The 24,163-nt window shown below is 45.2% G+C and carries 20 protein-coding genes and 1 tRNA gene; 17 read left to right on the forward strand and 4 right to left on the reverse strand.

Annotated elements, in window-relative coordinates; all coding sequences use genetic code 11:
- Positions 1 to 56: 56 nt before the first annotated feature.
- Positions 57 to 3,002, reverse strand: a complete 2,946-nt coding sequence (locus ACOJRU_RS02130; protein ID WP_421133422.1) for a TonB-dependent receptor domain-containing protein — start codon at positions 3,000 to 3,002, stop codon at positions 57 to 59.
- 538 nt (positions 3,003 to 3,540) lie between these two features.
- Here ACOJRU_RS02130 and ACOJRU_RS02135 point away from each other — a divergent pair.
- Positions 3,541 to 5,109, forward strand: coding sequence for a cyanophycinase (locus tag ACOJRU_RS02135; protein ID WP_421133423.1), 1,569 nt, complete (start codon positions 3,541 to 3,543; stop codon positions 5,107 to 5,109).
- 6 nt (positions 5,110 to 5,115) lie between these two features.
- Here ACOJRU_RS02135 and ACOJRU_RS02140 read toward each other — a convergent pair whose 3' ends face one another.
- A complete protein-coding gene (locus tag ACOJRU_RS02140; RefSeq protein WP_421133424.1) occupies positions 5,116 to 6,174 on the reverse strand; it encodes a hypothetical protein in 1,059 nt (352 codons plus the stop codon).
- 95 nt (positions 6,175 to 6,269) lie between these two features.
- On the opposite strand from ACOJRU_RS02140, the gene tatA reads away from it, so the two are divergent.
- Genes tatA through hemB form a run of 7 tightly spaced genes read left to right on the forward strand, consistent with a single transcriptional unit; the run spans position 6,270 to position 11,834 of the window.
- Positions 6,270 to 6,521, forward strand: coding sequence for a twin-arginine translocase TatA/TatE family subunit (gene tatA, locus ACOJRU_RS02145; protein WP_421133425.1), 252 nt, complete (start codon positions 6,270 to 6,272; stop codon positions 6,519 to 6,521).
- On the forward strand, positions 6,521 to 6,820 hold the full coding sequence (tatB, locus tag ACOJRU_RS02150) for a Sec-independent protein translocase protein TatB (RefSeq protein ID WP_421133426.1): 300 nt from the start codon (positions 6,521 to 6,523) through the stop codon (positions 6,818 to 6,820). Before tatA ends, tatB begins: the two co-directional genes overlap by 1 nt.
- Positions 6,821 to 7,582, forward strand: a complete 762-nt coding sequence (gene tatC / locus ACOJRU_RS02155) for a twin-arginine translocase subunit TatC (RefSeq protein ID WP_421133427.1) — start codon at positions 6,821 to 6,823, stop codon at positions 7,580 to 7,582. It abuts the gene before it with no gap.
- 16 nt (positions 7,583 to 7,598) lie between these two features.
- The gene (locus ACOJRU_RS02160) at positions 7,599 to 8,150 is read left to right on the forward strand and encodes a hypothetical protein (protein ID WP_421133428.1); all 552 of its coding nucleotides are present in this window, start codon (positions 7,599 to 7,601) and stop codon (positions 8,148 to 8,150) included.
- Position 8,151: 1 nt separating this feature from the next.
- Positions 8,152 to 8,931, forward strand: a complete 780-nt coding sequence (locus ACOJRU_RS02165) for a TatD family hydrolase (protein ID WP_421133429.1) — start codon at positions 8,152 to 8,154, stop codon at positions 8,929 to 8,931.
- Between the two features lie 5 nt (positions 8,932 to 8,936).
- Positions 8,937 to 10,826, forward strand: coding sequence for a sensor domain-containing diguanylate cyclase (locus tag ACOJRU_RS02170; RefSeq protein WP_421133430.1), 1,890 nt, complete (start codon positions 8,937 to 8,939; stop codon positions 10,824 to 10,826).
- A 3-nt stretch (positions 10,827 to 10,829) separates the two neighbouring features.
- Entirely contained in the window at positions 10,830 to 11,834 is a 1,005-nt protein-coding gene (gene hemB, locus ACOJRU_RS02175; protein ID WP_421133431.1) for a porphobilinogen synthase, read from the forward strand.
- A gap of 69 nt (positions 11,835 to 11,903) precedes the next feature.
- On the opposite strand, the gene ACOJRU_RS02180 is transcribed toward hemB, so the two are convergent.
- Both ACOJRU_RS02180 and rhlB read right to left on the reverse strand, forming a co-directional pair.
- Positions 11,904 to 13,415, reverse strand: coding sequence for a guanosine-5'-triphosphate,3'-diphosphate pyrophosphatase (locus tag ACOJRU_RS02180; RefSeq protein WP_421133432.1), 1,512 nt, complete (start codon positions 13,413 to 13,415; stop codon positions 11,904 to 11,906).
- Positions 13,416 to 13,427: 12 nt separating this feature from the next.
- A complete protein-coding gene (rhlB, locus tag ACOJRU_RS02185) occupies positions 13,428 to 14,726 on the reverse strand; it encodes an ATP-dependent RNA helicase RhlB (protein WP_421133433.1) in 1,299 nt (432 codons plus the stop codon).
- Positions 14,727 to 14,825: 99 nt separating this feature from the next.
- Between rhlB and trxA the strand changes: the two genes are divergently transcribed.
- From trxA to ACOJRU_RS02230, 9 genes are all read left to right on the forward strand, one after another.
- Positions 14,826 to 15,152: a thioredoxin TrxA gene (gene trxA / locus ACOJRU_RS02190; protein WP_421133434.1), complete on the forward strand. Its 327-nt coding sequence runs from the start codon at positions 14,826 to 14,828 to the stop codon at positions 15,150 to 15,152.
- Between the two features lie 293 nt (positions 15,153 to 15,445).
- A complete protein-coding gene (gene rho / locus ACOJRU_RS02195) occupies positions 15,446 to 16,711 on the forward strand; it encodes a transcription termination factor Rho (protein ID WP_421133435.1) in 1,266 nt (421 codons plus the stop codon).
- A gap of 217 nt (positions 16,712 to 16,928) precedes the next feature.
- Positions 16,929 to 18,218, forward strand: a complete 1,290-nt coding sequence (locus tag ACOJRU_RS02200; protein WP_421133436.1) for an amidohydrolase — start codon at positions 16,929 to 16,931, stop codon at positions 18,216 to 18,218.
- 24 nt (positions 18,219 to 18,242) lie between these two features.
- Complete coding sequence (locus tag ACOJRU_RS02205) at positions 18,243 to 21,056, forward strand: ATP-binding protein (protein WP_421133437.1); 2,814 nt, start codon at positions 18,243 to 18,245, stop codon at positions 21,054 to 21,056.
- Positions 21,057 to 21,213: 157 nt separating this feature from the next.
- A complete protein-coding gene (purE, locus tag ACOJRU_RS02210) occupies positions 21,214 to 21,708 on the forward strand; it encodes a 5-(carboxyamino)imidazole ribonucleotide mutase (RefSeq protein WP_421133438.1) in 495 nt (164 codons plus the stop codon).
- Positions 21,705 to 22,841 (forward strand): 5-(carboxyamino)imidazole ribonucleotide synthase, encoded by a 1,137-nt coding sequence (locus ACOJRU_RS02215; RefSeq protein WP_421133439.1) that lies wholly within the window; start codon positions 21,705 to 21,707, stop codon positions 22,839 to 22,841. The genes purE and ACOJRU_RS02215 overlap by 4 nt, the downstream gene beginning before the upstream one ends.
- Before the next feature lie 63 nt (positions 22,842 to 22,904).
- Positions 22,905 to 22,980 (forward strand) — tRNA-Thr (locus ACOJRU_RS02220).
- Between the two features lie 64 nt (positions 22,981 to 23,044).
- The gene (locus ACOJRU_RS02225) at positions 23,045 to 23,515 is read left to right on the forward strand and encodes a copper chaperone PCu(A)C (protein WP_421133440.1); all 471 of its coding nucleotides are present in this window, start codon (positions 23,045 to 23,047) and stop codon (positions 23,513 to 23,515) included.
- A 142-nt stretch (positions 23,516 to 23,657) separates the two neighbouring features.
- Positions 23,658 to 24,131, forward strand: coding sequence for a Dps family protein (locus ACOJRU_RS02230; protein WP_421133441.1), 474 nt, complete (start codon positions 23,658 to 23,660; stop codon positions 24,129 to 24,131).
- Positions 24,132 to 24,163 lie beyond the last annotated feature (32 nt).

Below are 24,163 nucleotides of genomic sequence, written 5' to 3' on the forward strand. Positions count from 1 at the left end.
TGTTGCAAACTGACCTCCGTGAATGATAGGGAGGCATTACGCCCCCGCTGTATCACTTAGTGAAAATAATAACTAAACGCAAGCGTATAGCGTGTACCATATGGGTCGTGGTTGTACGCGTCGAAGCCTCGTCCAGAGCCATATGCGGTTGGTGCATCGCGGTCAAACAGGTTGTCTATAGTCAACCTAATATCGGCATTGTCAAAGTAATAGCCTGCGCTAAGCGTGACGGTAGTCCAACTGCTGACATCTCTTTCTTGGTTTTCTTCGGTAATCGCACCAATATCAATAAGCTCGTCTATTTCCCTTGCTCGCAAGCGGATAATGTCATCATTGTAACTGCCAGTATAGAAGACGTAAGCACCAACATACCAATCTTCTTCAACGTAGAAGAGCTCTGCGGTAGCCACTGTTTCCGGATACAAAAAAGTACCTGCTAGTGATTCTATTTCATCTGAACCTGGTCTGTTACGATCGTAGGTAAGATAATGCGTGCCTGACAAGCCCAGTTCGACCCTACCTCGAGACAAATTAATGTCGTGTGTAATATTCCAATCGATACCTTCAAGCTTCTGAGTACCTGTATTGTCTAGCAACAAAATGTGGTCTCTAAATAACGGCAGTTCTGCAAAACGGGGATCATCAAAGGCTACCCAAGCATCTAAAATTTCAGTAAGGTTCGCACCGCTATCCTCAATGGTGTTGCCTTGACTATCAGTGACTAAGCACAAGTCTTCTAAATAGGAGATGCCAATTTCACCTTCATCAAGCACACCGCAATGGCGCAGTGAAGCGTTGGTCATTGCTTGGTTGAGCACGCCTGTCATGTTGGTATCAACAATGTCTTCGTGGTCGAATGTCCAGTAATCTACTGTGATATGCGTTTCGTCAGTTGGGCTGTAGGCAAAGCCAAACGAGTACGTTTCAGACTCTTCGGCGCGCAGTGCCGGATTTCCTAACTCAAGCACGTTGTTTCCTCGCACCGTACCCTGGCCTTCGCAATATAAATCGGCAACCGTACTATTTACGCTGCAGTCAAACGATGCACGGGTTGTACGCAACTGTACGCCAGCCTGGGTTAATGATGGTGCTCTAAACGCAGTAGACCACGAGCCACGAAATACTAAATTATCGAGTGGTCGATAGGTAAAGCCCACTTTAGGGTTGAAGGTACTACCGAAGTCATTGTAATCGTCAAAGCGACCTGCAAGGCTAATATCCAGCTGGTCTGTCACGGGAACAAACACTTCGGTAAAAATACCCATCTGATTTCTATCAGCAGCGGATGCACTTGAACCGAAGCCAAATACATCGACGAGAAAATCGTTTTCCGCACGGGCTTGTGAATCGAGGGAAGGCATATCGGTAATTTCTTCGCGTCTAAACTCAACACCCGCTGCAAGCAAAATAGCGTTGCCATTGAACTGTGCGATTTCGCCATTTATTTTCGCATCAAGTCCAAATACCTCGCTGGTACCATCGCGAGTTGGACGAGCCTGTGTAAGGGCTAAAGTGGTTTCATTTTGTGCATCGCCTACTAAAAAAGGGTTGTAAGCAGGGAGTAGGCTGCTGCCGGCACAAATTAAGCTGTCATCACCACTGTTATACTGTGCTAACTCACCATTAGCGCACAGTTCGCCATGGGTAGCTGCAGTATATAAATAGCGATTGTAAATGCCTTGTGTCGCGACCTGCTTTGATTCACTGCGAGAATAAAGCGCGCCGGCTTCCCATTCCCACTCGCCAAAATAACCTAGTACCGAGGTAACTAGCCTAATAGCATCAGTTTCAATTTCAACGGTACGCGGCGACGTAAATCGCGCGTCATACTGAAACCCATCAAGCACGCGACCGGCCACAGTATCGAAGGGGTCAACGTACAAGTTGTTACGGATACTGTTTCTACTTGCTTCATCAAGCACATCAAGTGCGTCAATGCCTATCCACGCGCCGTCTTCATCGTTAACTTGATTGATAGGTGAAGGTGTTGAAAACGAGGTTGATTCGGTGTGCGACGCCAATAGGTCTGTACGCCATGTTAAGTTGTTACCCTGATAGGTGTAAGTGAAACCGCCAGAGAGGGTCTCAAGTGGGGTTTCAAAATAGTCATCCTCGTTAGCATAGTAAGCGCATATTTCTTCGCCAAACTCAGTGATCGTTAACTCATCAGCACAGTTTGGCGCAGGCATTTCATTGCCATCTATCGCACTATTAAAAAATACATTCGGTTGGCCTTTGGCTAAGTAAGAATAGCTGCTTTGTAAAATAGGATCGCGGGTTTGAGAAAAGTCAGTCGCTCGAATCGCTTGTCTGTCGTAATAATCGACGAAAGCAGTGAGGTTACTGTTTTCAAAATTCTTACCCCATAACATTTGAAAGTTCAGTGCGCCGTGATCATTACTGTTGGCGGTGTTTTCGTAATTAGTCGACAGTTCAAGGCCTTCATAATCGTCTTTTAGAATATAGTTAATAACCCCCGCTACGGCGTCAGCACCATAAATCGCAGAGGCACCGGTCGCAAGAATCTCTACGCGCTCGACCGCTGACGCTGGAATGCTGTTTATATCAACAAAGTTTTCTGTCCCAGCGGCAAACGAGCTAGCAGCAATACGACGGCCATTTACCAAGGTTAGTGTGGACGATGGCCCAATACCACGCAAAGAGGCTGCGGCTTGCCCTGGTGGGGTTGAAGTTGAAGTCGCCCCACTTTGTGTCGTGTCAAACGTACCCACACCACCGCGAGCCTGCGTAACTGTGCGCATAAGTTCGGAAATGGTTGATGCGCCAGTGCGAGCAATGTCTTCAGAGGTTAGTACGGTGAGTGGTTGTGCACCTTCCATATTGGCACCGCGAATGTTACTCCCTGTAACCTGGATGCGTTCAACGGTCTCTTCCTCGTCCGTCGGCTCTTGAGCGAATACCGCACTAGAAATACAAAGAGATAGGTAGCTTAGCGTGCCAGCAGACACACCGATACTGCGAAGTAACGTCGATTTTTTCATTATAATGATTCCCATAACGCGCACGGTCTAATGCCGCTCTACGCGCGATTCAACACTTGTTTAGAAATAAATTTGCTGCATGGCGCAGCGAGGCCGCTTCAATTAATTGAAGGGCGTAGAGGCTACTCGTCGAACCACTCCGACAAGTAAAAGTTTTGATAGCGATAGTTGCCTAAATTGGCAGCTTTCTTGATCATTGAGTAAAACCAGTGTTGTGACGAATTATGCAATTCGTTAGGGCTAAATAGTGTTTGACGGTATTTACGAAACCGTTGACATTAATGATTAGTTAACACTACGGTAAATAAAAGTCAATCAAATAAATATGTCGTTGGTCTAAATGAAAGCCACCTTTTTAAACGTTATGAATGGTATTTTGAAAGCGCCGGTTAAATTACTTTCAAAAATGATTTTATTTTTTTACATCTCTGTTTTTTCTAGTTATTCCTTATCATCTCCCAATTTACTCTTAGCGGGTGGGGCACTAAAAACCTGCGCAAGTATGTCCATTGAAAACTGTACGTCAGCGCGCGTTTTTATGAACGCGAAAACTGACATCCTGTATGAAGTTAATACAGCGTCGCTCAGACGATACCAAAAAAATAGTACGAGGTTTGGCGAAGTTGATGAAATTTTGTATGCAGTTTTATCGGATATTTATTCGCGTGAGGGCGGTTCGCTATATACGAAAAATGAACTATTCGACGCTTTAAATGATGCCGGTTTTTCAAATGACCAAATTCGCAGTCTATCGGATTCGAGTTATTTCTTATTATTAGACTCACTAGAGGTTGCCCAGACAAATGAAAAGGGCGAGCGACTCAAAGAGCGAGTATCACTAGGGGATACCAAAGAAGAAGCGTCGCTTGCAGTATATCGCGCCTTTTTGAATGCGGCAGAAGATAAGCATGACAGCAAAAATGTAGAGCGACGAGTGCGAATTGGTGTGGTGACTGCGTCATCTCGTGATCCGTTTGAGGCAGTAGACTTCTATACAGGAGTCTTTAGTAATGAAGATGTAGATGTCGTATGGATACCGTTAACACCTGCGTATCAGTACGCCAAATTTGTGAGCGATACAGGCGGCAAGGGGTGCGATCACCTATCGTATTTCAGGGCGCAGTTTAACTTATTTGATAAAGCGCGTTTGTATCCTGAGCGCACTCAAAAGCAGCGAGCATGGTGCCAAAACGACAAACTAGCGCTTGAGGCACTGTCCAATCTAGATGGGTTATTTTTTAACGGTGGCGATCAAAGTAAAACCCTAGCTGCGCTTGAAACTCCCACAGGCAAACCGAGTACTTTTCTGACTAAACTCCAAGGACTGTGGCGTGCCGACGCTATTATTGTCGGGGGGACAAGTGCAGGCACTGCCGTACAGGCTGGCGGTTTTGCAAACGGTCGCCCTGTACCTATGCTAACCAGTGGCAACTCACAGGGGGTACTATCGAGTGGAGTGTTTGCAGTGCCGCCTGTTTCCCAACGTTGTGAAGATGAAAGTGGTTGTGAAAATCGTCTTGTAGAAAATGCAGTAACAATTGAGCCTTCTGGTGGACTTGGCTTATTTCAGCACGGACTATTAGACACCCACTTTTCAGAACGCAACCGTGAAGTAAGGCTTATTGCGGCAACAGCGCAAAGCCAACAGCAATTTGGTTTTGGGGTTGATGAAACGACAGCATTGTTAGTAGAGCCTGCAACTGAATCACGCATAATCAATTTTAGTGTAATAGGTAAAGGTGGCGTGTTTATTGTGGATTTAAGTGCAGGGCGTATAGAAGACACAAGGCAAGCTGATACAGCGAAACGTATTATTGCTGGCATGGCGAATTATATACCTTCGGGCAGTAACGGTGAAATTCATAAAGGGGTAATTCGCATTGATTTAGCGGAACAAGATATTGCAACACCGCGCCTTGCTGATAAGAAGAAAAAAGTAGGCGGAGTATGGCGCGAACAAGCGATGAGATTGTGTCGAAGTGCTAAAGAGGTGTCGTGGAAACATGAAGGTACATCTCACATACTCAAGCTTTCTGAGCAGTCGGCAGTGCTTCGTACGCACTATTGTGGCTATGCTAATGTGCCATTCCTAGTCTATGAGCCGTAGAGTAGTCTAGGTATCTCTTCCGTAGTACGCTTCAACCCTCAGCGCAACGCCATAGGAAGGTTTGAAATCTTCACTGCGTAATAACAGTACAAAGGGCTCAACCTCAAAAAACAGCCAGTCGCGCAGCGTGTTGTTGCGCCAGCGCACACCTGAATAGATTTCTTCAACGCGATAATTAGGCTGGCTGAGGCCTTCTACCAGAAAATGCGGGATGATCGCGTTGTATTCATTCACTGAGTGAAGGTGGTGAATTTCGTGTCGCCACAACCAATCGTTTGTATCGTCTCTGAAATAAAAACGATTATTCTGTCGAAAAAGATGTTTTTTGCTTAGGTCGTATTGGAATGCAACCCCGGCTTCAGCACCTAAACCATCGCGAGAGTAAAAATACATTTCGCTATCATAAAGCATGGCCCACTTGGTATTTAGTGCAATTGCATCGCGATAACGCGCTTTTACGTAAAGCTGGTCCCGCCGGCCTGCGCCTACACGAAATGAATAATGTGAGTCTTGATCAGGTCTAAACCTCAGCGCAATGGTGGTGCGATCTCTATTATTATTGTCGGTATTACGTGCCGCACGAATCGTGTTGTCTTGGGTTTCATCTTCATTATCGCTAAGCAGTAAATCAACACGGTCTTCCAGCGCCGGCAGTTGAACACGAATTCGAAAGCGCACGTCTGTGTCAGATAACATGCTTGTGCGAGGCTCCCATGCAAGCTGCACACGGCCTTCAGCGCGCGCTTGATTAGACATCGCCGTGTCGCTTTCTCCCATAAATAGCCCATCCAACTGTTTCACGGTAAAATCCATTGAGTCGGTGAAGCTACGCTGCCACACGTCAAACCACGCATTTTGTTTTTGGGGTGTCGCGTCGTTAGCCGTATTTTGTGTACTGCTCGCCTCAGAGGCAGGCGGTGCCGCATGGGTGATAAATGGGACAAGAAGTACCATCGCAACGAAGACGATTCGCATCATGCGGTATATAACCTTCTGTTTATCAATGATATTATCCTTTATCTTATCGACGTTTTGACGAAGTGCATAGCATGCGTCCGTATTCATTAAATATCAATCATTAATCGTTCGTGTAAATATTCAGGTGAAAGCAATGTCAGGGGGTGGCATACTGTTACTACTGACGTAAGGGAGATAAATTTATGGGTGGTATTGGCGTTTGGCAGTTGCTAATTATTTTGGTAATTGTCGTGTTACTTTTTGGGACTAAGCGCTTAAAAGGTATGGGCAGCGATTTAGGCTCAGCCATTAAAGGGTTTAAAAAAGCGGTTAACGAAGAAGACAAAGATAAAGAGAAAGACGCTGATTTTGCACAATCTAAACAGGTTGAAGACAAAGCGCCGTCGGACACTGTCACAACAAACGCCCAGAGCGACGTTAAAGAAAAATCCTAATGTTTGACATTGGTTTTTGGGAAATCCTTGTTATTGGTGTACTTGCGTTGCTCATATTGGGGCCCGAGCGTTTGCCTGGGGCTATGCGTTCCACCATTAAAACGGTTCGAAGTGTAAGAAATGTAGCAACGGGCTTTAAGCAAGAAGTTGAGCATCAACTGCGCGTACATGAATTACACGACAATTTGAAGAAAGCAGAACAGCAAGGCCTTAAAAACCTCTCTCCCGACCTTGAAAAAAGTGTCGAAGAGTTGAAAAAAGCAGCCGAGTCAGTTCAAGAACCCTATAAAAAACAATAAATGTCTGACACAAATAATCTAATTTCTCATCTTATTGAACTACGCAGTCGCATTTTGAAGGCGTTGCTTAGCGTGCTCGTTGTGTTTTTGTGCTTGGCAGCATTTGCGCAAGACCTTTACCAACTGTTGGCCATGCCATTGCTTGATGCTATGCCAGAAAATGCGACCATGATTGCTACCGATGTGGCATCCCCCTTTTTCGCCCCATTTAAACTAACATTAGTTCTCTCGTTTTTTATTGCCATTCCTTATGTGCTCTATCAAGTGTGGGGGTTTGTGGCGCCTGGCCTCTATCGAAATGAGAAAAAGCTAGTTGCGCCGTTACTGCTATCCAGCACGCTGTTGTTTTATGCTGGAATGGCGTTTGCGTATTTTGTGGTATTCCCGCTCGCATTTGCGTTCTTTACCAGTGTTGCGCCAGAAGGGGTAACGGTAAGCACAGATATCTCGAGTTATTTAAACTTCGTATTGAAACTGTTCTTCGCTTTTGGCGTCTCATTTGAAATACCCATCGCCATTATCCTGTTATGTTGGACAGGGGTGACGGATGCCAAATCACTGCGCGCGAAACGCCCGTTTGTTGTTGTTGGCGCATTTGTATTGGGCATGTTACTAACGCCACCAGATGTTATTTCTCAAACACTGCTGGCCATTCCCATGTGGCTGTTATTTGAAGTGGGCGTCATTATCGGTGGAGTCTACGTGAGAAAAGCGCCTGAAGATGACGAAGATGAAACAGAAACTACCACCGAACAAAAATAGAAATAAAGGACAAGTAATGAAGTTACGCGCGTTTTTTTTGCTAGCAGTCGTCGTACCGCTTAGTGCATCACTAGCCAATGCTGAAACTATCGGCGAAGCGCTGAATGGATGTAAGCAAACCGATAATAGCTTGAAAAGGTTGATGTGCTACGACAAAGTCGTCAAGCAAATGAATCAATATGACGGTGTTAGTGCTGGCTTACCCCAAACCTCGTTAGGCGCTATCGCACCGGTGAAGCGTACAGCATCGACGCGACCTGTCGCCGCGGCGAACGCCGACGTCATGCCTAAGAAGCAGAAGTCAGCCACAGAGTTTGGTCTAGAGCACAAACAAGACTTAGACAAAAAAGACGCTGACATGGCGGTATCAATTGCAAGCCTAACTAAAAACCTTCGCGATAAATACGTTATTACATTTAATAATGGCACGGTATGGCAACAGACTGACCAAACCTACCTTAAGATAAAAGAGGGTCAAAACGTTACGGTTGAACGTGGTGTCCTTGGTGCATTTTACCTCAGCGTAGAAGGGCTGAATAAGCGCATGAAAGTGAAGCGTCTTAAATAATATGTCTTGGTTTGATGCTGGCGTTAATTTGCTCGACAGTAGGTTTGATGTTGATGACGTCATCTCGCGTGCAACGGATGCTGGCGTCAAGAAGCTCTGTATTATTACCACTCACCCTAATGAGTGGGATGCGGCAAAAGCATTATATGAGCGCTACCCTGATGCCTGTTGCTATACCGTTGGTGTGCACCCGCACAATGCCAAAGATGTAACCGAAGACGATTTAAAACGCTTGAGGCAATTGGCGCAACACGATGGTGTTGTTGCCATTGGCGAATGTGGTCTTGATTTTAATCGCAACTTTTCTCCACAAGACACACAGATTGCTGTGTTTAACGCGCAGCTTGCTATCGCCGTAGAGCTTCAAATGCCAGTGTATCTTCATGAACGTGATGCGTTTACGCAGCAGGTGGCCTGTTTGCGCCCGGTGTTACCTCATTTGAAAGCAGGCATAGCACATTGTTTTACAGGTACTCATGAGCAGATGAAGTCGTATATCGATATGGGGCTGTTTATCGGTATAACGGGGTGGGTCTGTGATGAAAAGAGAGGCCAAAATTTGCGTGATGCTGTAACGCACCTTCCCCTCGAACGCCTCATTATTGAAACTGACGCGCCCTATCTTTATCCTAAAACGCTAAAGCCGCGAAAGCGAAATAATGAACCCGCTTTTCTCCCCCATATTGGTGAGCAGCTAAGTGATTTGATGGGGGTAAGTACACAAGCCTTGCAAGAGAGTAGTTACGCCAATACGTGTAAGTTGTTTTCACTGCAGAGATAACGCGAATGTTTATAAAGTCAGATACTGTTAAAAGCTACGATGTTGGGCTTATCGCTACAACATTAATTGCTGTCGTGCTGCTGACATTTATTGCGTTGAACCTCTCACCCGAAAAAAATATTCATTCCAGAGTATCCCAGCTTAAATATACCGTTACCGAAGATAAAAACGTCACGTTCGATGACGTGTTTTTATATTCCGAAGCTCAGTGGGTGCCCACAAATTCACCGGTCAATTTAGGGATGGGTGAGGCCACGTACTGGTTCTCTTTCATGGTCTCACCCACGGAAAGCCAAGGCAGTCGCTTTCTTTTAGAGGTCGATTATTCCTTGTTGGACACGTTAGACGTGGCCATTTATCGCAACGTGGGCACTACGCCATTGGTCACCTACAGCGCGGGTGATATTTCACCCTTTTTAAACCGCGCAATAAAACACGAAAAGCCATTGTTCCCACTTCCTTCAAGTGCACAGTCACAACGCGTGCTAGTGAAAATAGAAACCGCAGGCACAATACGTTTGCCAATAAGGGTGTGGGAAGAAGCCGAGTTCATTGAATTTACCTCTACACAGAACCTGATGATGGGGCTGTTTTTTGGTTTTCTGTGCGCGATGGGCATTAACAATGTATTTCTTTTTCTAACAACGAAACGGCGTTCGTTTATTTATTACTCGGGTTATGTATTTAATCTTGCACTAACGTTGGCGGCATTACACGGTTTTGGCTATGCGTACCTATGGTCTGAACAAATGTGGTTCCAAACACGCGCTGTAGTAATTTTCGCTAATGCTACGATTTTATTCGCCACTATATTCACGCGAAATTTATTGCCTATTGTTAAGCACAGTAAGCGTATCGATAGCATACTCAAGGCAATGAGTTGGTCGTTCGGTGTAGGCATTATTATTAGTTTTATCTTACCGTATAGCATTCTTATCAAGCTATTCTTAGCGATGCTAGCTATCGTCGTGCTATTTACTATTGCGATTGGCATATGGCTATCGATAAAGGGCGAGACAGTCGCACGTTACTTCACCATTGCCTGGGGCTTTTTGCTGATAAGTGGAATGAGCGCAAGTTTGGATAATGTTGGGCTTATCGATTTATCAATAAGCTCGAATAGCTTACTTGTTATTGGTGGCGCGCTTGAAACGTTAATCCTGGCGTTTGTATTAGCCATTAGCTACAGCCATAGCCGAGATGATTTGATCAAAGCGCAACAGTTTGCACTTGCACAAGAGGTACAAGCGAATACGGCAAAAGAAAGCTTACTCGAGGTGCAAAAACGCTATCAGGACGATTTGGAGTATAAGGTTGAAGAACGTACTCTTGAGTTAGAAATAACGCTTAGAGAGCTTTCTGAAGTAAATAATGAGTTGGAACGGTTAACCTCTATCGACCCGCTAACTGGAATGAATAATCGCCGTCATTTTGATAAGCGGTTAAAGTCTGAAGGCCGCCGCAGCCGCCGAGAACAAACTCCATTGTCCGTTGCGGTTATCGATATTGATCATTTCAAACAAGTTAATGATTCCTTCGGTCATACCGGTGGTGATGCGTGCCTTATTCACGTGGGTAAAGCCCTTCAGTCAGAACTTAACCGTTTATCCGATGACCTATGTCGCATTGGCGGTGAAGAGTTTGCACTTATTCTCCCGAACACTGAACTCAGCGGGGCAACCCACGTAGTAGAAGCAATGCGCCACGCTATTGATAGCCTCGATGTTGAATTTGATGGGCACCATATACCGCTTAGCATCAGCGTTGGTGTAACAACGGCAATAATTAAAAATGAAGAGCACGCATTAGCGCTCTTTAAGTTTGCTGATGAACTGCTATACAAAGCGAAAGAGTCTGGTAGAAATACCGTAATACATCAAGAATTTATAGGATAGTTTATGACCTCCCCAGCATTTCCCGCGCAGCGTATGCGCCGCCTTCGTGCTAATGACGCCCTGCGAGGTTTGGTTTCAGAAAACCAGTTAAGTGTAGATGACTTGATTTACCCAGTGTTTGTCCTACCGGGCACGCAGCAGCGCGAGTCAGTGTCGTCTATGCCAGGCGTAGAACGCCTCTCTATCGATCTATTGCTTGAAGCCGCAGAGCAGTGGGTTGCGCTTGGTATAAAGACTCTTGCACTCTTTCCCGTTACGCCGATGGAGCATAAAACCGATTGTGCGAAAGAGGCTTACAACCCAAATGGATTAGCGCAGCAAGCTATTACTGCATTAAAGCAAGCGTTTCCTGATGTTATGTTAATGTCAGATGTAGCACTGGACCCTTTTACTTCACATGGGCAAGACGGCCTCATTAACGATGATGGCTATGTGATGAACGATGAAACGGTTGATGTGTTAATTAAACAAGCATTGTCGCACGCGCAAGCGGGGGCAGATATCATCGCACCGTCTGACATGATGGACGGACGAATTGGTGCAATTCGTCATGCGCTAGAAGAGAAGGGGTTTATCAATACCTGCATTATGGCCTACTCGGCTAAATATGCGTCGGCGTACTATGGCCCCTTTAGGGATGCTGTCGGCTCTGCTGCCAATATCAAAGGGGGCAACAAGAAAACGTATCAAATGGACCCTGCAAACTCTGATGAAGCACTACATGAAATCGCGTTAGATATTCAAGAGGGTGCAGATATGGTTATGGTTAAGCCAGGTATGCCTTATCTTGATATCGTACGGCGTTGTAAAGAAACGTTTAGCGTGCCCACCTTTGCCTATCAGGTCAGTGGAGAATACGCCATGCATCAAGCCGCGTTTGCAAACGGTTGGTTAAAAGAAGATGAAGTGATACTTGAATCGTTGTTAGCGTTTAAACGTGCTGGGGCGAACGGTATTCTTACGTACTTTGCGCCCAAAGCGGCGGCATTGTTAGCGAAGCATAAGTAAACGGAAGAGACGGTAAAATGTCAATGTGCGCGCCAAGCAATGTGAGGCGCGCCTAACTACTACGCCCACCTAGTGGCAAACAAGTTCCCAGCCCGCTTTATGTTGAAGCCAACTTTCATTCGCAAGTTCAGCATTGATTAACGGGTGCGATTTAAGCCAGCCATCAGGGAATATCAACGTCCATTTATCGCCCTCACACTGCAATTGCACGTCGGGAATGTGCTTATTTTGACGTCGTAAACTTAACACCACCGCAACGCGTAAAATTCGCATTAACCCTCGAAGCATGGGCTGATAATCGTCATGATAATGTTCGAATGTGTGCTGAGGTATGGCTAAGCGGTGTGAGGCTACTAAATCGCGTATCGCAGTGCGTTGAAGCTTTGTAAAGCCGGGCAAATCTATATGAGTAAGAATATAAGCGCCATGCTCATGATGCTTTTTATACTCTATGTGCAAGCCGGTTTCATGGAGCATCGCTGCAGCACCTAAAATTGCCTCAGTATCTAAGTGACAAATTTGCTGTTGTGAACAGAGCTGGTGGCACATTGAAGTGGCAATGCCTTTTACCGCCTTGGCGTGCGCAGCATCGATATGATATCGCGCCATCGTCTGATTCAGTGTCTGCTTACGTCTGTCGTTATCTTGTATATTATCCAGCATGCCATAAATTAAACCCTCTCTTAACGCGCCGCCAGAGATATTCATATGCTTTATGTTGAGTTGTTCAAACAAGCTGATAAGAATGGCGAGACCAGAGGGAAAAATGGCTTTACGGTTATCTTCAAGGCCTTCAATGTTTAGGTTATCTATTGAAGCGCAATCGATACACTGCTGCTGAAGGTGGTATAAATAGTCTAAACGTATGGCATCGCTTATGCCTTGCGCTACTAATATTTCAGTGATGGCTTGTGGCGTGCCTGAGGCGCCTAAGCAGTTTTCCCAGTCAAAACAAAGAAAAGCATCTTTTTCTGCACGTAATAGTTCGCATGCTGCCGACTTAGCTTGGGTAAAGTTATCGTCGGTGATACGCCCTTGTGGGAAATAACGTTCCATGAACGTGACACAACCCATATCTAAACTTTTTAAGTGAATAGGCTGCATATCATTGCCAATAATAATTTCGGTACTGGCCCCACCAATGTCAATCACTAGGCTGTTGCCTTGATTGGCCGACGTATATGCGACGCCGAGGTAAATTTGGCGGGCTTCTTCTTCGCCGCTAATAACTTCAAGTTTATGTTTTAAAATTTCTTCTGCACGTTTAACGAAAACATGAGAGTTTGTGGCGAGACGAAGCGTAGCGGTCGCTACTACTTTAATATTTGACGGCGGTACATCTTGCAATCGCTCTGAAAAAAGCTGCAGGCATTGCCAACCACGTTCCATGCTTACTTCATCAAGTTCCATCTTGTCGTTAAGACCAGCCGCTAAACGTACTTTCTGTTTAACTTTTCCAATAATTTGGACGCTACCATTAACAACATGAACCACTACCATGTGAAAGCTGTTAGAGCCTAAATCCACGGCGGCATAAAATTCGCCGTGGTTTTGTGCGTTGTGCTGTAGTTCTGCCTGCATATGACTTATTTCTTATCTGTTACCACCACGATTCTGTGGCTTACCTCTACCTCGTCCATTCCCTCTGCGAGATGTATTTCGATTGCTCGGTGTACGTCTTCTCGGTCTAGGCGCTTTAACATCATCAAGTAATACCGCTCTGTCATAGTCAGTAACGGGAATGGTTTGGCTGATGTATTGCTCTATCGCAGGCAAGTTCATGGCATACTTTTCACATGCAAAACTTATTGCGATACCGCTTTGCCCAGCTCTACCTGTACGTCCAATACGATGGACATAATCTTCGGCGTCGTCGGGAAGGTCAAAGTTGAAAACGTGCGTAACGGCATCAATGTGAAGTCCTCGTGCTGCAACATCGGTTGCAACCAGAATATCCAACTTACCATTCGTAAAGTCTTCTAAAATCCCTAAGCGTTTCTTTTGTGGTACATCACCACTAAGTAAACCCACGCGATGACCATCTGCGGTAAGCCAATCGGTTACCTTTTCGCAGCTGTACTTGGTGTTAGCAAATACAATCGCTTTATCTGGCCATTCTTCTTCTAACAAGGTCAGAAGCAGTAACATTTTATCGTCATCTGACGGATAAAAAAGTTCCTGTGAAACGCGGCTCGCCGTCGTTTGCTCTGGCGCCACTTGAACGTGCGTTGGGTTGTTCATGTGCTCGTACGCCAATTCCTGTACTCGGTAGCTTAGCGTCGCTGAGAACAGCATGCTTAGTCGCTCTGAGGCCGGTGGCATTCTGCGGAATAAAAAGCGAATATCTTTAATAAAGCCTAAATCGAACATGCGATCCGCTTCATCAAGTACAGCCACTTGAATATTCTTTAGTGAGAAAACATCCTGTTTATAATAATCTAGTATACGCCCTGTGGTGCCGATAATAATATCTACACCTTCTTCTAGGCTTTCACGTTGACTTTGGTAGCCTTCGCCCCCATAGATCAAACCGAGCGATAAGCCAGTGTGCTCACTGAGCAATTTGGCGTCGTTATAGATTTGAACCGCGAGTTCTCGGGTAGGTGCCATAATAATGGCTCGGGGCCCGGCTGAATTCGCGCCTTTTGAGTTGCTGCTATTGTCATCTTCTGCTTTGCTAAGCAAATAGTGAAACGTAGCAACTAAGAACGCGATGGTTTTGCCTGTACCTGTTTGGGCTTGTCCCGCGATATCAAGGCCTTCTAATAAAGGAGGAAGTGACAACGCTTGAATTGGTGTACAATGCGAAAAATTAGCTGCCGTCAAGGCGTCAACCACCTTGCTATTAATCGGCAGGTCGGAAAAATGAGTATCTGTTAAGTGAGTTGGCATAGCTTATAGCTTATCGGTGCTTGCATTAAAAACGGTTTCTATATAACACTTATGGTAAAGCTGAAACAAATCAGCGACAGACCAATAATGGAGAAAAGAATGAGCGACAAAATTATCCAGTTATCTGACGATAAATTCGAGGCTGACGTAATCAATGCTGAAGGTCCTGTGCTGGTTGACTTTTGGGCCGAGTGGTGTGGCCCCTGTAAAATGATCGCACCAATCCTTGCGGAAGTTGCGAACGAGTTTGAAGGCAAGTTAACAGTTGGCAAGTTGAATGTCGATGAAAATAACGAAACTCCACCTAAATATGGTATTCGTGGCATTCCAACGCTTCTACTTTTCAAAAATGGAAACGTAGCAGCAACAAAGGTTGGCGCGCTATCTAAAGCTCAACTTACTGAGTTCTTAAACGAAAATCTGTAGTTTGCGATTCAATAATAAAAGGCCGGTGTTCATCACCGGCTTTTTTGTTTCTTCTATCCCGTTGTTTCGCTCTCTTTGCATCGAAGCTCATGTATTGAGGACAAGCCTCATTTTATTTAACAATTCCGCATTAAAACGCTGGACGTTGGTTAAATATAGTGCTAACTTTTCCTTCAGCGCTCACCCGAGCTGCATTCTGCTTATTAGCCTGTATCCGGGCATAATCAAATCTAAATTAGAACAGAGTGACAATTAGTCCTGTAAACGAAGTTCAATCACAAAGACCCACCAGTATGAATTTAACCGAATTAAAAAATAAACCGATTAGCGAGTTGGTTGCCCTGGCCGAGGAAATGGGCCTGGAAAACATGGCGAGAGCCAGAAAACAAGACATCATTTTCTCGATACTGAAAACGCATGCTAAAAGCGGCGAAGATATTTTCGGTGACGGGGTACTCGAAATTTTACAGGACGGTTTTGGCTTTCTGCGTTCAGCAGACTCGTCATATCTTGCTGGTCCAGACGATATTTATGTATCACCTAGTCAAATCCGCAGGTTCAATCTGCGTACGGGTGACACCATCGCTGGAAAAATTAGACCGCCTAAAGACAGCGAGCGCTATTTTGCGTTGCTAAAAATTCGTGAAGTAAACTTTGATAAACCAGAGAACTCGCGAAATAAAATATTATTTGAAAACCTTACTCCGCTTCATGCAAACGATCGTTTGCGCATGGAACGTGGAAATGGGTCAACAGAAGATATTACTGCCCGTGTACTAGACTTGGCGTCGCCAATTGGTAGAGGTCAACGTGGTCTTATCGTTGCACCACCAAAAGCGGGTAAAACCTTATTACTTCAGAATATCGCCCAGTCTATCGCGGCAAACCACCCAGAGTGTGAGCTTATGGTGTTGCTCATCGACGAACGTCCTGAAGAAGTAACTGAAATGCACCGTCTTGTGCAAGGTGAAGTAGTTGCCTCAACGTTTGATGAGCCGGCCAGTCGCCACGTTCAAGTTGCCGAAATGGTAATTGAAAAAGCAAAGCGTCTTGTTGAGCATAAGAAAGATGTGGTTATCCTTCTTGATTCAATTACCCGTCTTGCCCGTGCATACAACACCGTTATTCCGTCGTCAGGTAAAGTATTAACCGGTGGTGTTGATGCAAACGCACTGCATAAACCAAAGCGTTTCTTTGGTGCGGCACGTAACGTTGAAGAAGGTGGTAGCTTAACTATCATTGCAACAGCACTGATTGATACTGGCTCTAAGATGGATGAAGTTATCTACGAAGAGTTTAAAGGTACAGGTAACATGGAATTACACCTTAACCGCAAAATTGCGGAAAAGCGTGTTTTCCCAGCTATCGACTTTAACCGTTCTGGTACACGTCGTGAAGAGCTTCTTACCAAACAAGACGAGTTGCAAAAAATGTGGATCTTACGAAAGATCGTGCATGAAATGTCTGAAATCGACGCAATGGAATTCCTTATCAGTAAGTTGTCAATGACCAAGACAAACGATGAGTTCTTTGATGCAATGCGAAGACAAAAAAGTTAAAAATAGACACAGTAGAAAAAAGGCACCTTCGGGTGCCTTTTTCGTTTTAATTTTACGGTGTTTACAGTTAAAAACCGCTTACCGTTAACAACTTAGACTTAAGTCTAAAAGGCCGAATTTTCCAAATATTTTGTGTAATTTAACTTAGGTTGATGATGTGTTTACACGCTAATTGTAATACTCTTAATGGTTAAAGACACGCAAGGGAAATTATACTATGTACCGGACGATATTCTTTTTAGCCCTCATTGGATGGGTATCTGTTTCACACGCGCAAGTCGACGTTGAGGCATTGGCATCAGATGTAGAAAAAGATGTCATTACCTGGCGCCATCATTTTCATGAGTTTCCTGAATTATCAAACCGCGAGTTTAATACCGCTAAATACGTGGCTGATTACCTCACATCGTTGGGGCTTGAAGTAGAAACAGGGGTCGCACGAACAGGCGTTGTCGCCGTTTTAGATTCTGGGAAGCCAGGCCCTGTAGTGGCACTAAGAGCCGACATGGACGGGTTACCAGTAAAAGAGCAAAGTGACTTGTCTTATCGCTCAACACAAATGGGTGAGTACAACGGGAAAGACGTCCCCGTTATGCATGCGTGTGGACATGATACGCACATGGCTATGCTTATGGGGGCTGCGAAGATCCTTACAGGCATTAAAAGTGAGCTAAAAGGAAAAGTGAAATTTATCTTCCAGCCTGCCGAAGAAGGTGCACCTGCTGGTGAGAAAGGCGGTGCAGAAGTGATGGTTAAAGAAGGGGTGTTAAAAAATCCCGATGTTGACGTTATCTTCGGGCTCCATATCAGTGCTAACACCGATGTAGGAACGGTTCGATATAATGCCGGCGGCACAATGGCAGCTGTTGACCCGTTTAAAATTGTAATTAATGGAAAACAAGCGCACGGTGCTTACCCATGGAAAAGTGTTGATCCTGTTGTCACTGCTGCTCAGATGATTATGTCTATCCAAACTATCGTAAGCCGTGAGCTTCGTCTTATTGACGATGCGGCGGTGGTATCCATTGGGTCTATCCATGGTGGTAATCGCTCTAATATTATTCCAAACGAAGTAGAAATGGTCGGCACAATACGTACCCTTAACAAAGCCGCGCGCGATCATATTTACGAAGCCTTACCTAGGAAAGTAAAAGCGATTGCACAAAGTATGGGGGCTGACGCTGAGCTTACGTTGCCGCTTGACTATTACTACCCTATTACCTACAACGACCCAGCGTTAACCCAACAAATGTTGCCTACTATGCAGCGAACTGCTGGTGTAGAAAATACATTGCTGTCAAAACCTGTAACGGGCGCAGAAGACTTTTCTTTCTTCCAAGAAAAGATACCTGGTCTTTACGTGTGGGTTGGTGGGAAACCATTAAACGTGTCTGAAGAAGATAGTCCTGCGCACCATACGCCAGAATTCTACGTGGACGACTCTGGTATGAAACTTGGTGTGAAGCTGTTAACTAACTTCACCTTAGATTACATGGCAAGTCATTAATCGTATTGGCATCGGGAGCATGAAGTGAGTAGGGTTAATTTGTCATTCTCTCCATCTTTGATGCTGCACTTATTCATTACCTGTGTCATCGGTGCGGGGCTTAATTCACTCTCAGCCCCGTTTTATAGCACTGGAATAGCAGCGTTTGGCATGGGAGCCGCTATTTATGGCGCATTACGATTTCCCTCCCGATACGCTATACCGCTTACTGTGCTTATCAGCCTACCTTTATGGGTAGGTAATAATGGCGTAATAGGCAAAGAAACATTAACTCTTTTGCCAATTGTTATTAGTTTTCTCGCCTATGAAGGGTCAATAAAGCGTGTATTAAGAGTAGGGGCGGGGAGCTGGACACTCGTGTTCTTACCCATCCTATTGTTAGAGCACGCAGTATACGATTCAGACTTGCCGTCGGTCATGTTTTCCGGCTTATTGGTTACATGGGTAAGCGGAGCGTTTGGCTTAATCTCTGGGCACTTTGCTTACATTGTGGGCAACGGAATAGAACGAAACATTGAAGATCCGGCCGGAAAAGTTAGCTTTCACTTTTTGTTCAGCTACTTCTTTGCAGGCTGCTTTTTTGTCGCTTCCATGACGGTGGTTTATCTTTCGGTATCCTTATATCAGTCTCAACAAGAAGAACAAATTAAGGGATATATGAAACAGCGGGTTGCTGTATTGGAACAGCAACTTTCAGATTTTATACGGCTACACAAGAACGCGATCGCGTCGTCCGCTAAATCGCTGTCGATGCCCTACGCTCAACCTAATTTTAACGCAGCGGCTGACAATCAGCTGTCATTACTTCATACCTATTACCCAGAATTTTTGACCTTTCTTATTACAGATTCTGAAGGCGAAATACAGCATGCGCATCCGCCAAACTTGATGGAAATCGCGCTCATCAACAACAAGACCAACGTGTCATATCGGCCCTATTTTCGTATCCCTATGGAAGGCGGCGAACTTTATTTATCTGACGTTTTCCGGGGAACGGGGTTTGGTGATGATCCTATCGTTGCGATATCAGCCCCTATTACTAAAGAAAATGGCGTCTCGGCTGGGATTGTCGAAGGCTCTTTGTCACTGCAAAGTTTTGCGACGATTGACGCACTGAATCTGCCCGGTTTTTCATTATTGTTAGAAGATCAAAAAGGCGACGTGATTTACGCATCCGATGCGTTAGGTTTTGCCCCGCTTTTGAAAGCGCCAGAATACCCATGTGGGAACAAGTGTGAGTTAGATATTCAAAATGGGCCTAATAATAAGCCGTGGTTCCGCATGACAACCCCCATGTCATCTGCGAAATGGTTTTTAAGTTATTATTACGACAAAGAACGACTTTACACGATGATGAGTCGCTATCTATTAACCGATTTAGGTCTTCTTTTTCTATTATCACTACTTGGTACATTCACCGGGTACTGTGTCTCGCGTTTAATTGAGCTGCCGATACGAAGGCTAATAAACCATATTGCGAATTTTAGCCCAGCACACGACGCTAAGCTGTCTCAATTACCCGCTAAAACCCTACATATCACAGAGCTTGCTTTGTTGAGCGATGAATTTTTAAAACTTGAAAGGCGGCTTACGTTTGCATTTGATGAACTAGAAAAAGCGCGGGTTAATGAGAAAAACTTAAATGTAGAATTGGCAGAGTTAAATAAATCACTTGAACAAAGAATTAGAGAAAAGACGCATGATCTTCGAGATGCACTAACAGAAGCGAAGGCCGCTAGCGTTGCGAAGACGCAATTTCTTGCGAACATGAGTCATGAAATTCGTACACCAATGAATGGTATTATCGGGTCGTGCGACTTACTTCTAGAGCATGAAATGTCAGAGGCGGCGAAGAAGCGAGCGGGCGTTATTGCACATTCAGCAACAAACCTGTTGATGATTTTAGACAGTATTCTTGATTGGTCAAAAATCGAATCAGGAAAGCTGATTAAAGATGACTATGACGTGTGTGTCAGCGCACAGTTAGAAGCCTGTTGTTCCCTCTATGAGCAAGCTGCGGGCTATAAAGGTGTCGATGTTACTGTAGCTTGTAGCGCCCGACTGCCAGCATACATCACTACCGACGGTGGAAAGCTGTCTCAAATTCTTAATAATTTGGTCAGTAATGCGATTAAATTTACTCATCAAGGAAGTGTGACAATACACGGCGATTATGTCGACAACACGCTATTGATAACGGTCAGCGATACAGGAATAGGTATCCCGTCACACAAAGTGAGTGATATTTTTGGACAATTTGAACAAGCAGATGCATCCACAACACGCGATTTTGGTGGTACCGGATTAGGGTTAGCGATAACGAAGGGATTAGTGGAGTTTCTGGGTGGAACAATTCGTGCTGAAAGTGAACTGGGTAAAGGAACAACATTTAGCGTGACTATTCCATGCGATGTCAGTCACCAAGCAGAACAAACTATGGCGCCAGTAGTAAACGAGTTACCGCAGGGGTTAAAGTTTTTAGTCGCGGAAGATAACGACATAAACGCAGAAATCGTTTTATCTATGCTTAAGGCAGAGCAGGTCAAAGCGATTCGAGTGAAAAACGGTAAAGACGCCGTAGAAGCTGCACAAAAACACAAGTTCGATATTATTCTTATGGATTGTCAGATGCCGGTAATGGATGGCCTCAGTGCATCAAGAGCGATTCGTAATACGGGTAACGCGAACACGGCCACCCCAATCATTGCGCTAACAGCGAATGCGTTCGTAGAAGACAGGCAGGCATGTTTGGCGGCAGGTATGAATGCACACCTCACAAAGCCCATTAATAAAGTGTTATTAATTAATTGTATTGTTGCCGAGCTATCGCGCGTTTAATGAAGGCACCACGCTAACCGTATCAATAAAGTCGTCATTGTACACAATACGTGACAAGAGCGCCCGGGTCTGTCAAGCAGTGGGATTTGCTGTTGATTTAGGCTACAATCGCGACCTTTCCAAAGATTCCAAAATATTTACCTTCGAGGAACACTAGATGGCAAAAGTCGCTATAGTTATGGGCTCAACGTCCGATTGGCCTACTATGCAGCAAGCTGCAAAGATGTTGAAATCGTTTGGCGTAGAGTTTGAGGCGAAGGTGGTTTCAGCGCACCGTACACCAAATTTGCTCGTTGAATTTGCCGAAAGTGCTGCAGACGAAGGGTTTAGTGCCATCATTGCAGGAGCGGGCGGTGCTGCACACCTTCCCGGAATGATTGCAGCGCACACGCACTTACCGGTCTTTGGTTGCCCGGTGCAGTCAAAAGCACTCAGTGGTCTTGATTCGCTACTATCCATCGTACAAATGCCTAAAGGTGTGGCTGTGGGCACACTAGCCATCGGTGAAGCCGGAGCCGCGAATGCTGGGTTATTAGCAGCGCAAGTTGTGGCGCTACAGGAAGAGTCGGTCCGCGACGCGGTTATTGCGTTTAGAAAAGCGCAGACAGATACCGTATTAGCTTCAAGCAATACACTGGAGCTAGGCGAATGAGAGTCGTAGTTTACGGAGCAGGCCAACTTGCGCAAATGATGTACCTAGCGGGAAGCCCGTTAGGTATTGATGTACAGGCAGTCGACGTAAACAGCGATACTGTCGTACATCCGGTAAGTAAAACGCCGCTTGATGTGTCGCTTGAGCAAGCATTAGCCAGTGCCGATGCGCTCACGGTAGAGTTTGAACATGTTCCAGAGCGTCTGCTTGAAGAGGCAGCACGAACAGAAAAACTCATGCCCAATATTAACAGCATCTTAGTAGGCGCTGACAGGGTAAGAGAAAAGCAACTGCTAGAGCGAATGCATGTCGCCAATTGCGCTCATCGAATCGTTACTCACATCGACGAGCTTGATGCTTGCGTTGAAGCGCTTGGTGAAAAGCTGATCATTAAAGCCAGTCGCGACGGATACGACGGTTATGGGCAGTGGCGCTTAGCGTCAAAAGATGCGCTGCCTGAACTCAAACAGCACCTTAGCAGTCTAGATTTAACGCTAGTGCCTCTTGTTGTTGAGCAAATGTCTGAATTTGACAGAGAGCTTTCGCTTATTGGCGTTCGCAATTCACAGGGCGACATTCGCACTTATCCACTTGCGGAAAACCTGCACCATCAAGGTCAGCTTCACGTTTCAGTAGCGCCTGCAACACAGGTAGACGATGCGCTGCAACAGCAAGCACACGATATCTTCGTCAAACTTGCTGAGGGCATGGATTACATTGGTGTACTCGCCGTAGAGCTTTTTCAAGTAGGCGACACGCTGCTTGTGAATGAACTTGCGCCACGAGTACATAACTCAGGCCATTGGACTCAATCAGGCGCGGTTACAAGTCAATTTGAAAACCATTTACGTGCCGTGTGTGGTCTTCCTTTAGGTGACACTTCTGCAATCGGCCCAAGTGCCATGGTAAATATTATAGGGTGTAGTAGTTTCTCGCGAGAATTACTTAGCATCGATGGTAGTCATTTGCATTGGTACGGTAAGTCTGTTCGAGAAAAGCGTAAAATGGGTCATATCAATGTGACCGCTGACAGTTACGAAATGCTGGGCGAAAAGTTAATGGCGCTTAGCCAATATTTGCCACTAGCCTACTTTCCGAAACTTATTGGTGAAGCAACGCGTTTAAAAGGTTGACAACCTCGCGTTTGTGACTAGAATACGCATCCGCTGCTTAGGCAGTGGTGTAAAGAATAGTGTGCCGACTTAGCTCAGTTGGTAGAGCAACTGACTTGTAATCAGTAGGTCGCCAGTTCGATTCCGGCAGTCGGCACCATTTTTCTTTTTAATTCTCTTTTACTACCGTACACTGTTTTCATTACTTAAATGGAGATGCTGTTATGCGTAGTACACGTTTACCCTCACTGTTATTCTTTACTTTTCTATCTTGTATTTTATCGTCTAATGCATTGGCGTCTGCCGTTGTTTCAGAGGGTTATGCAAGGGCGACATTCCCGATGGCAAAAACGGGGGCTGTTTATTTCTCACTTAAGAATCCCACCCAAAAAACAATACATTTATCCGGCGTAAGCACAGATGCATCCATTGCAGATGATGCTCAAATTCACACCACGTTTCTCGATGGCGATGTAATGCGAATGCGCGAAGTGAAAGACGGTATCACATTGGCACCAAGCGAATCTGTCGTATTCGCGCCAGGTGGCTATCACGTTATGCTGCTAGGCCTTACCAAAGGGCTTGATGAAGGCGGCACGGTTACCCTAACACTCGCATTTGATGACGCAGAAAGTGTGGTTGTTTCACTCCCTATTAAAAAAGATGAGAAGAAAGCGCATCATCATCACCATTAAGGGTGAGGTGATGACAGTGAATCGTAAAAACCTATAGACGCAATCAAATAAATGAACGTTTCATTGTGGGGTGGTCGTGTATCATTAAATTAGATTTGAAAGTCAAATAGCAATCTATTTTACCAAAGGAAAGGGGCAATACATGAGCAAAATTGATATTGGTATCTCAGAAGGTGATCGCAATGCTGTAGCCGAGGGGCTAAAACGGTTACTTGCCGATTCGTACACACTTTACCTGCAAACGCATAATTTTCATTGGAATGTTGAAGGGCCGCAGTTCAGAGAATTACATTTGATGTTTGAAGAGCATTATACCGAATTAGCGGTAGCCGTTGACGAGATTGCAGAGCGCATACGTACACTAGGCATTGCAGCGCCAGGAACTTACAAGTCGTTTGCTGCGCTTAGCTCGATTGAAGAAATCGAAGGGGTGCCAGACGCGTCAGAAATGGTACAGCTGCTCACCCATGGGCACGAACAGGTTGTTAAAACGTGTCGCCAGTCACTTAAGTTAGCGCAAGATGCTGATGACGAATCGTCTGCCGCGTTAATTGGTGATCGTATGCGCGTCCATGAAAAGACCGCTTGGATGCTGCGAGCGATGTTACCGAGATAAGTCTTTCTACAAATAAGCCAGGCTGATACGTT

This window comes from Alteromonas algae (genome assembly GCF_049117195.1).
GTDB lineage: Bacteria > Pseudomonadota > Gammaproteobacteria > Enterobacterales > Alteromonadaceae > Alteromonas.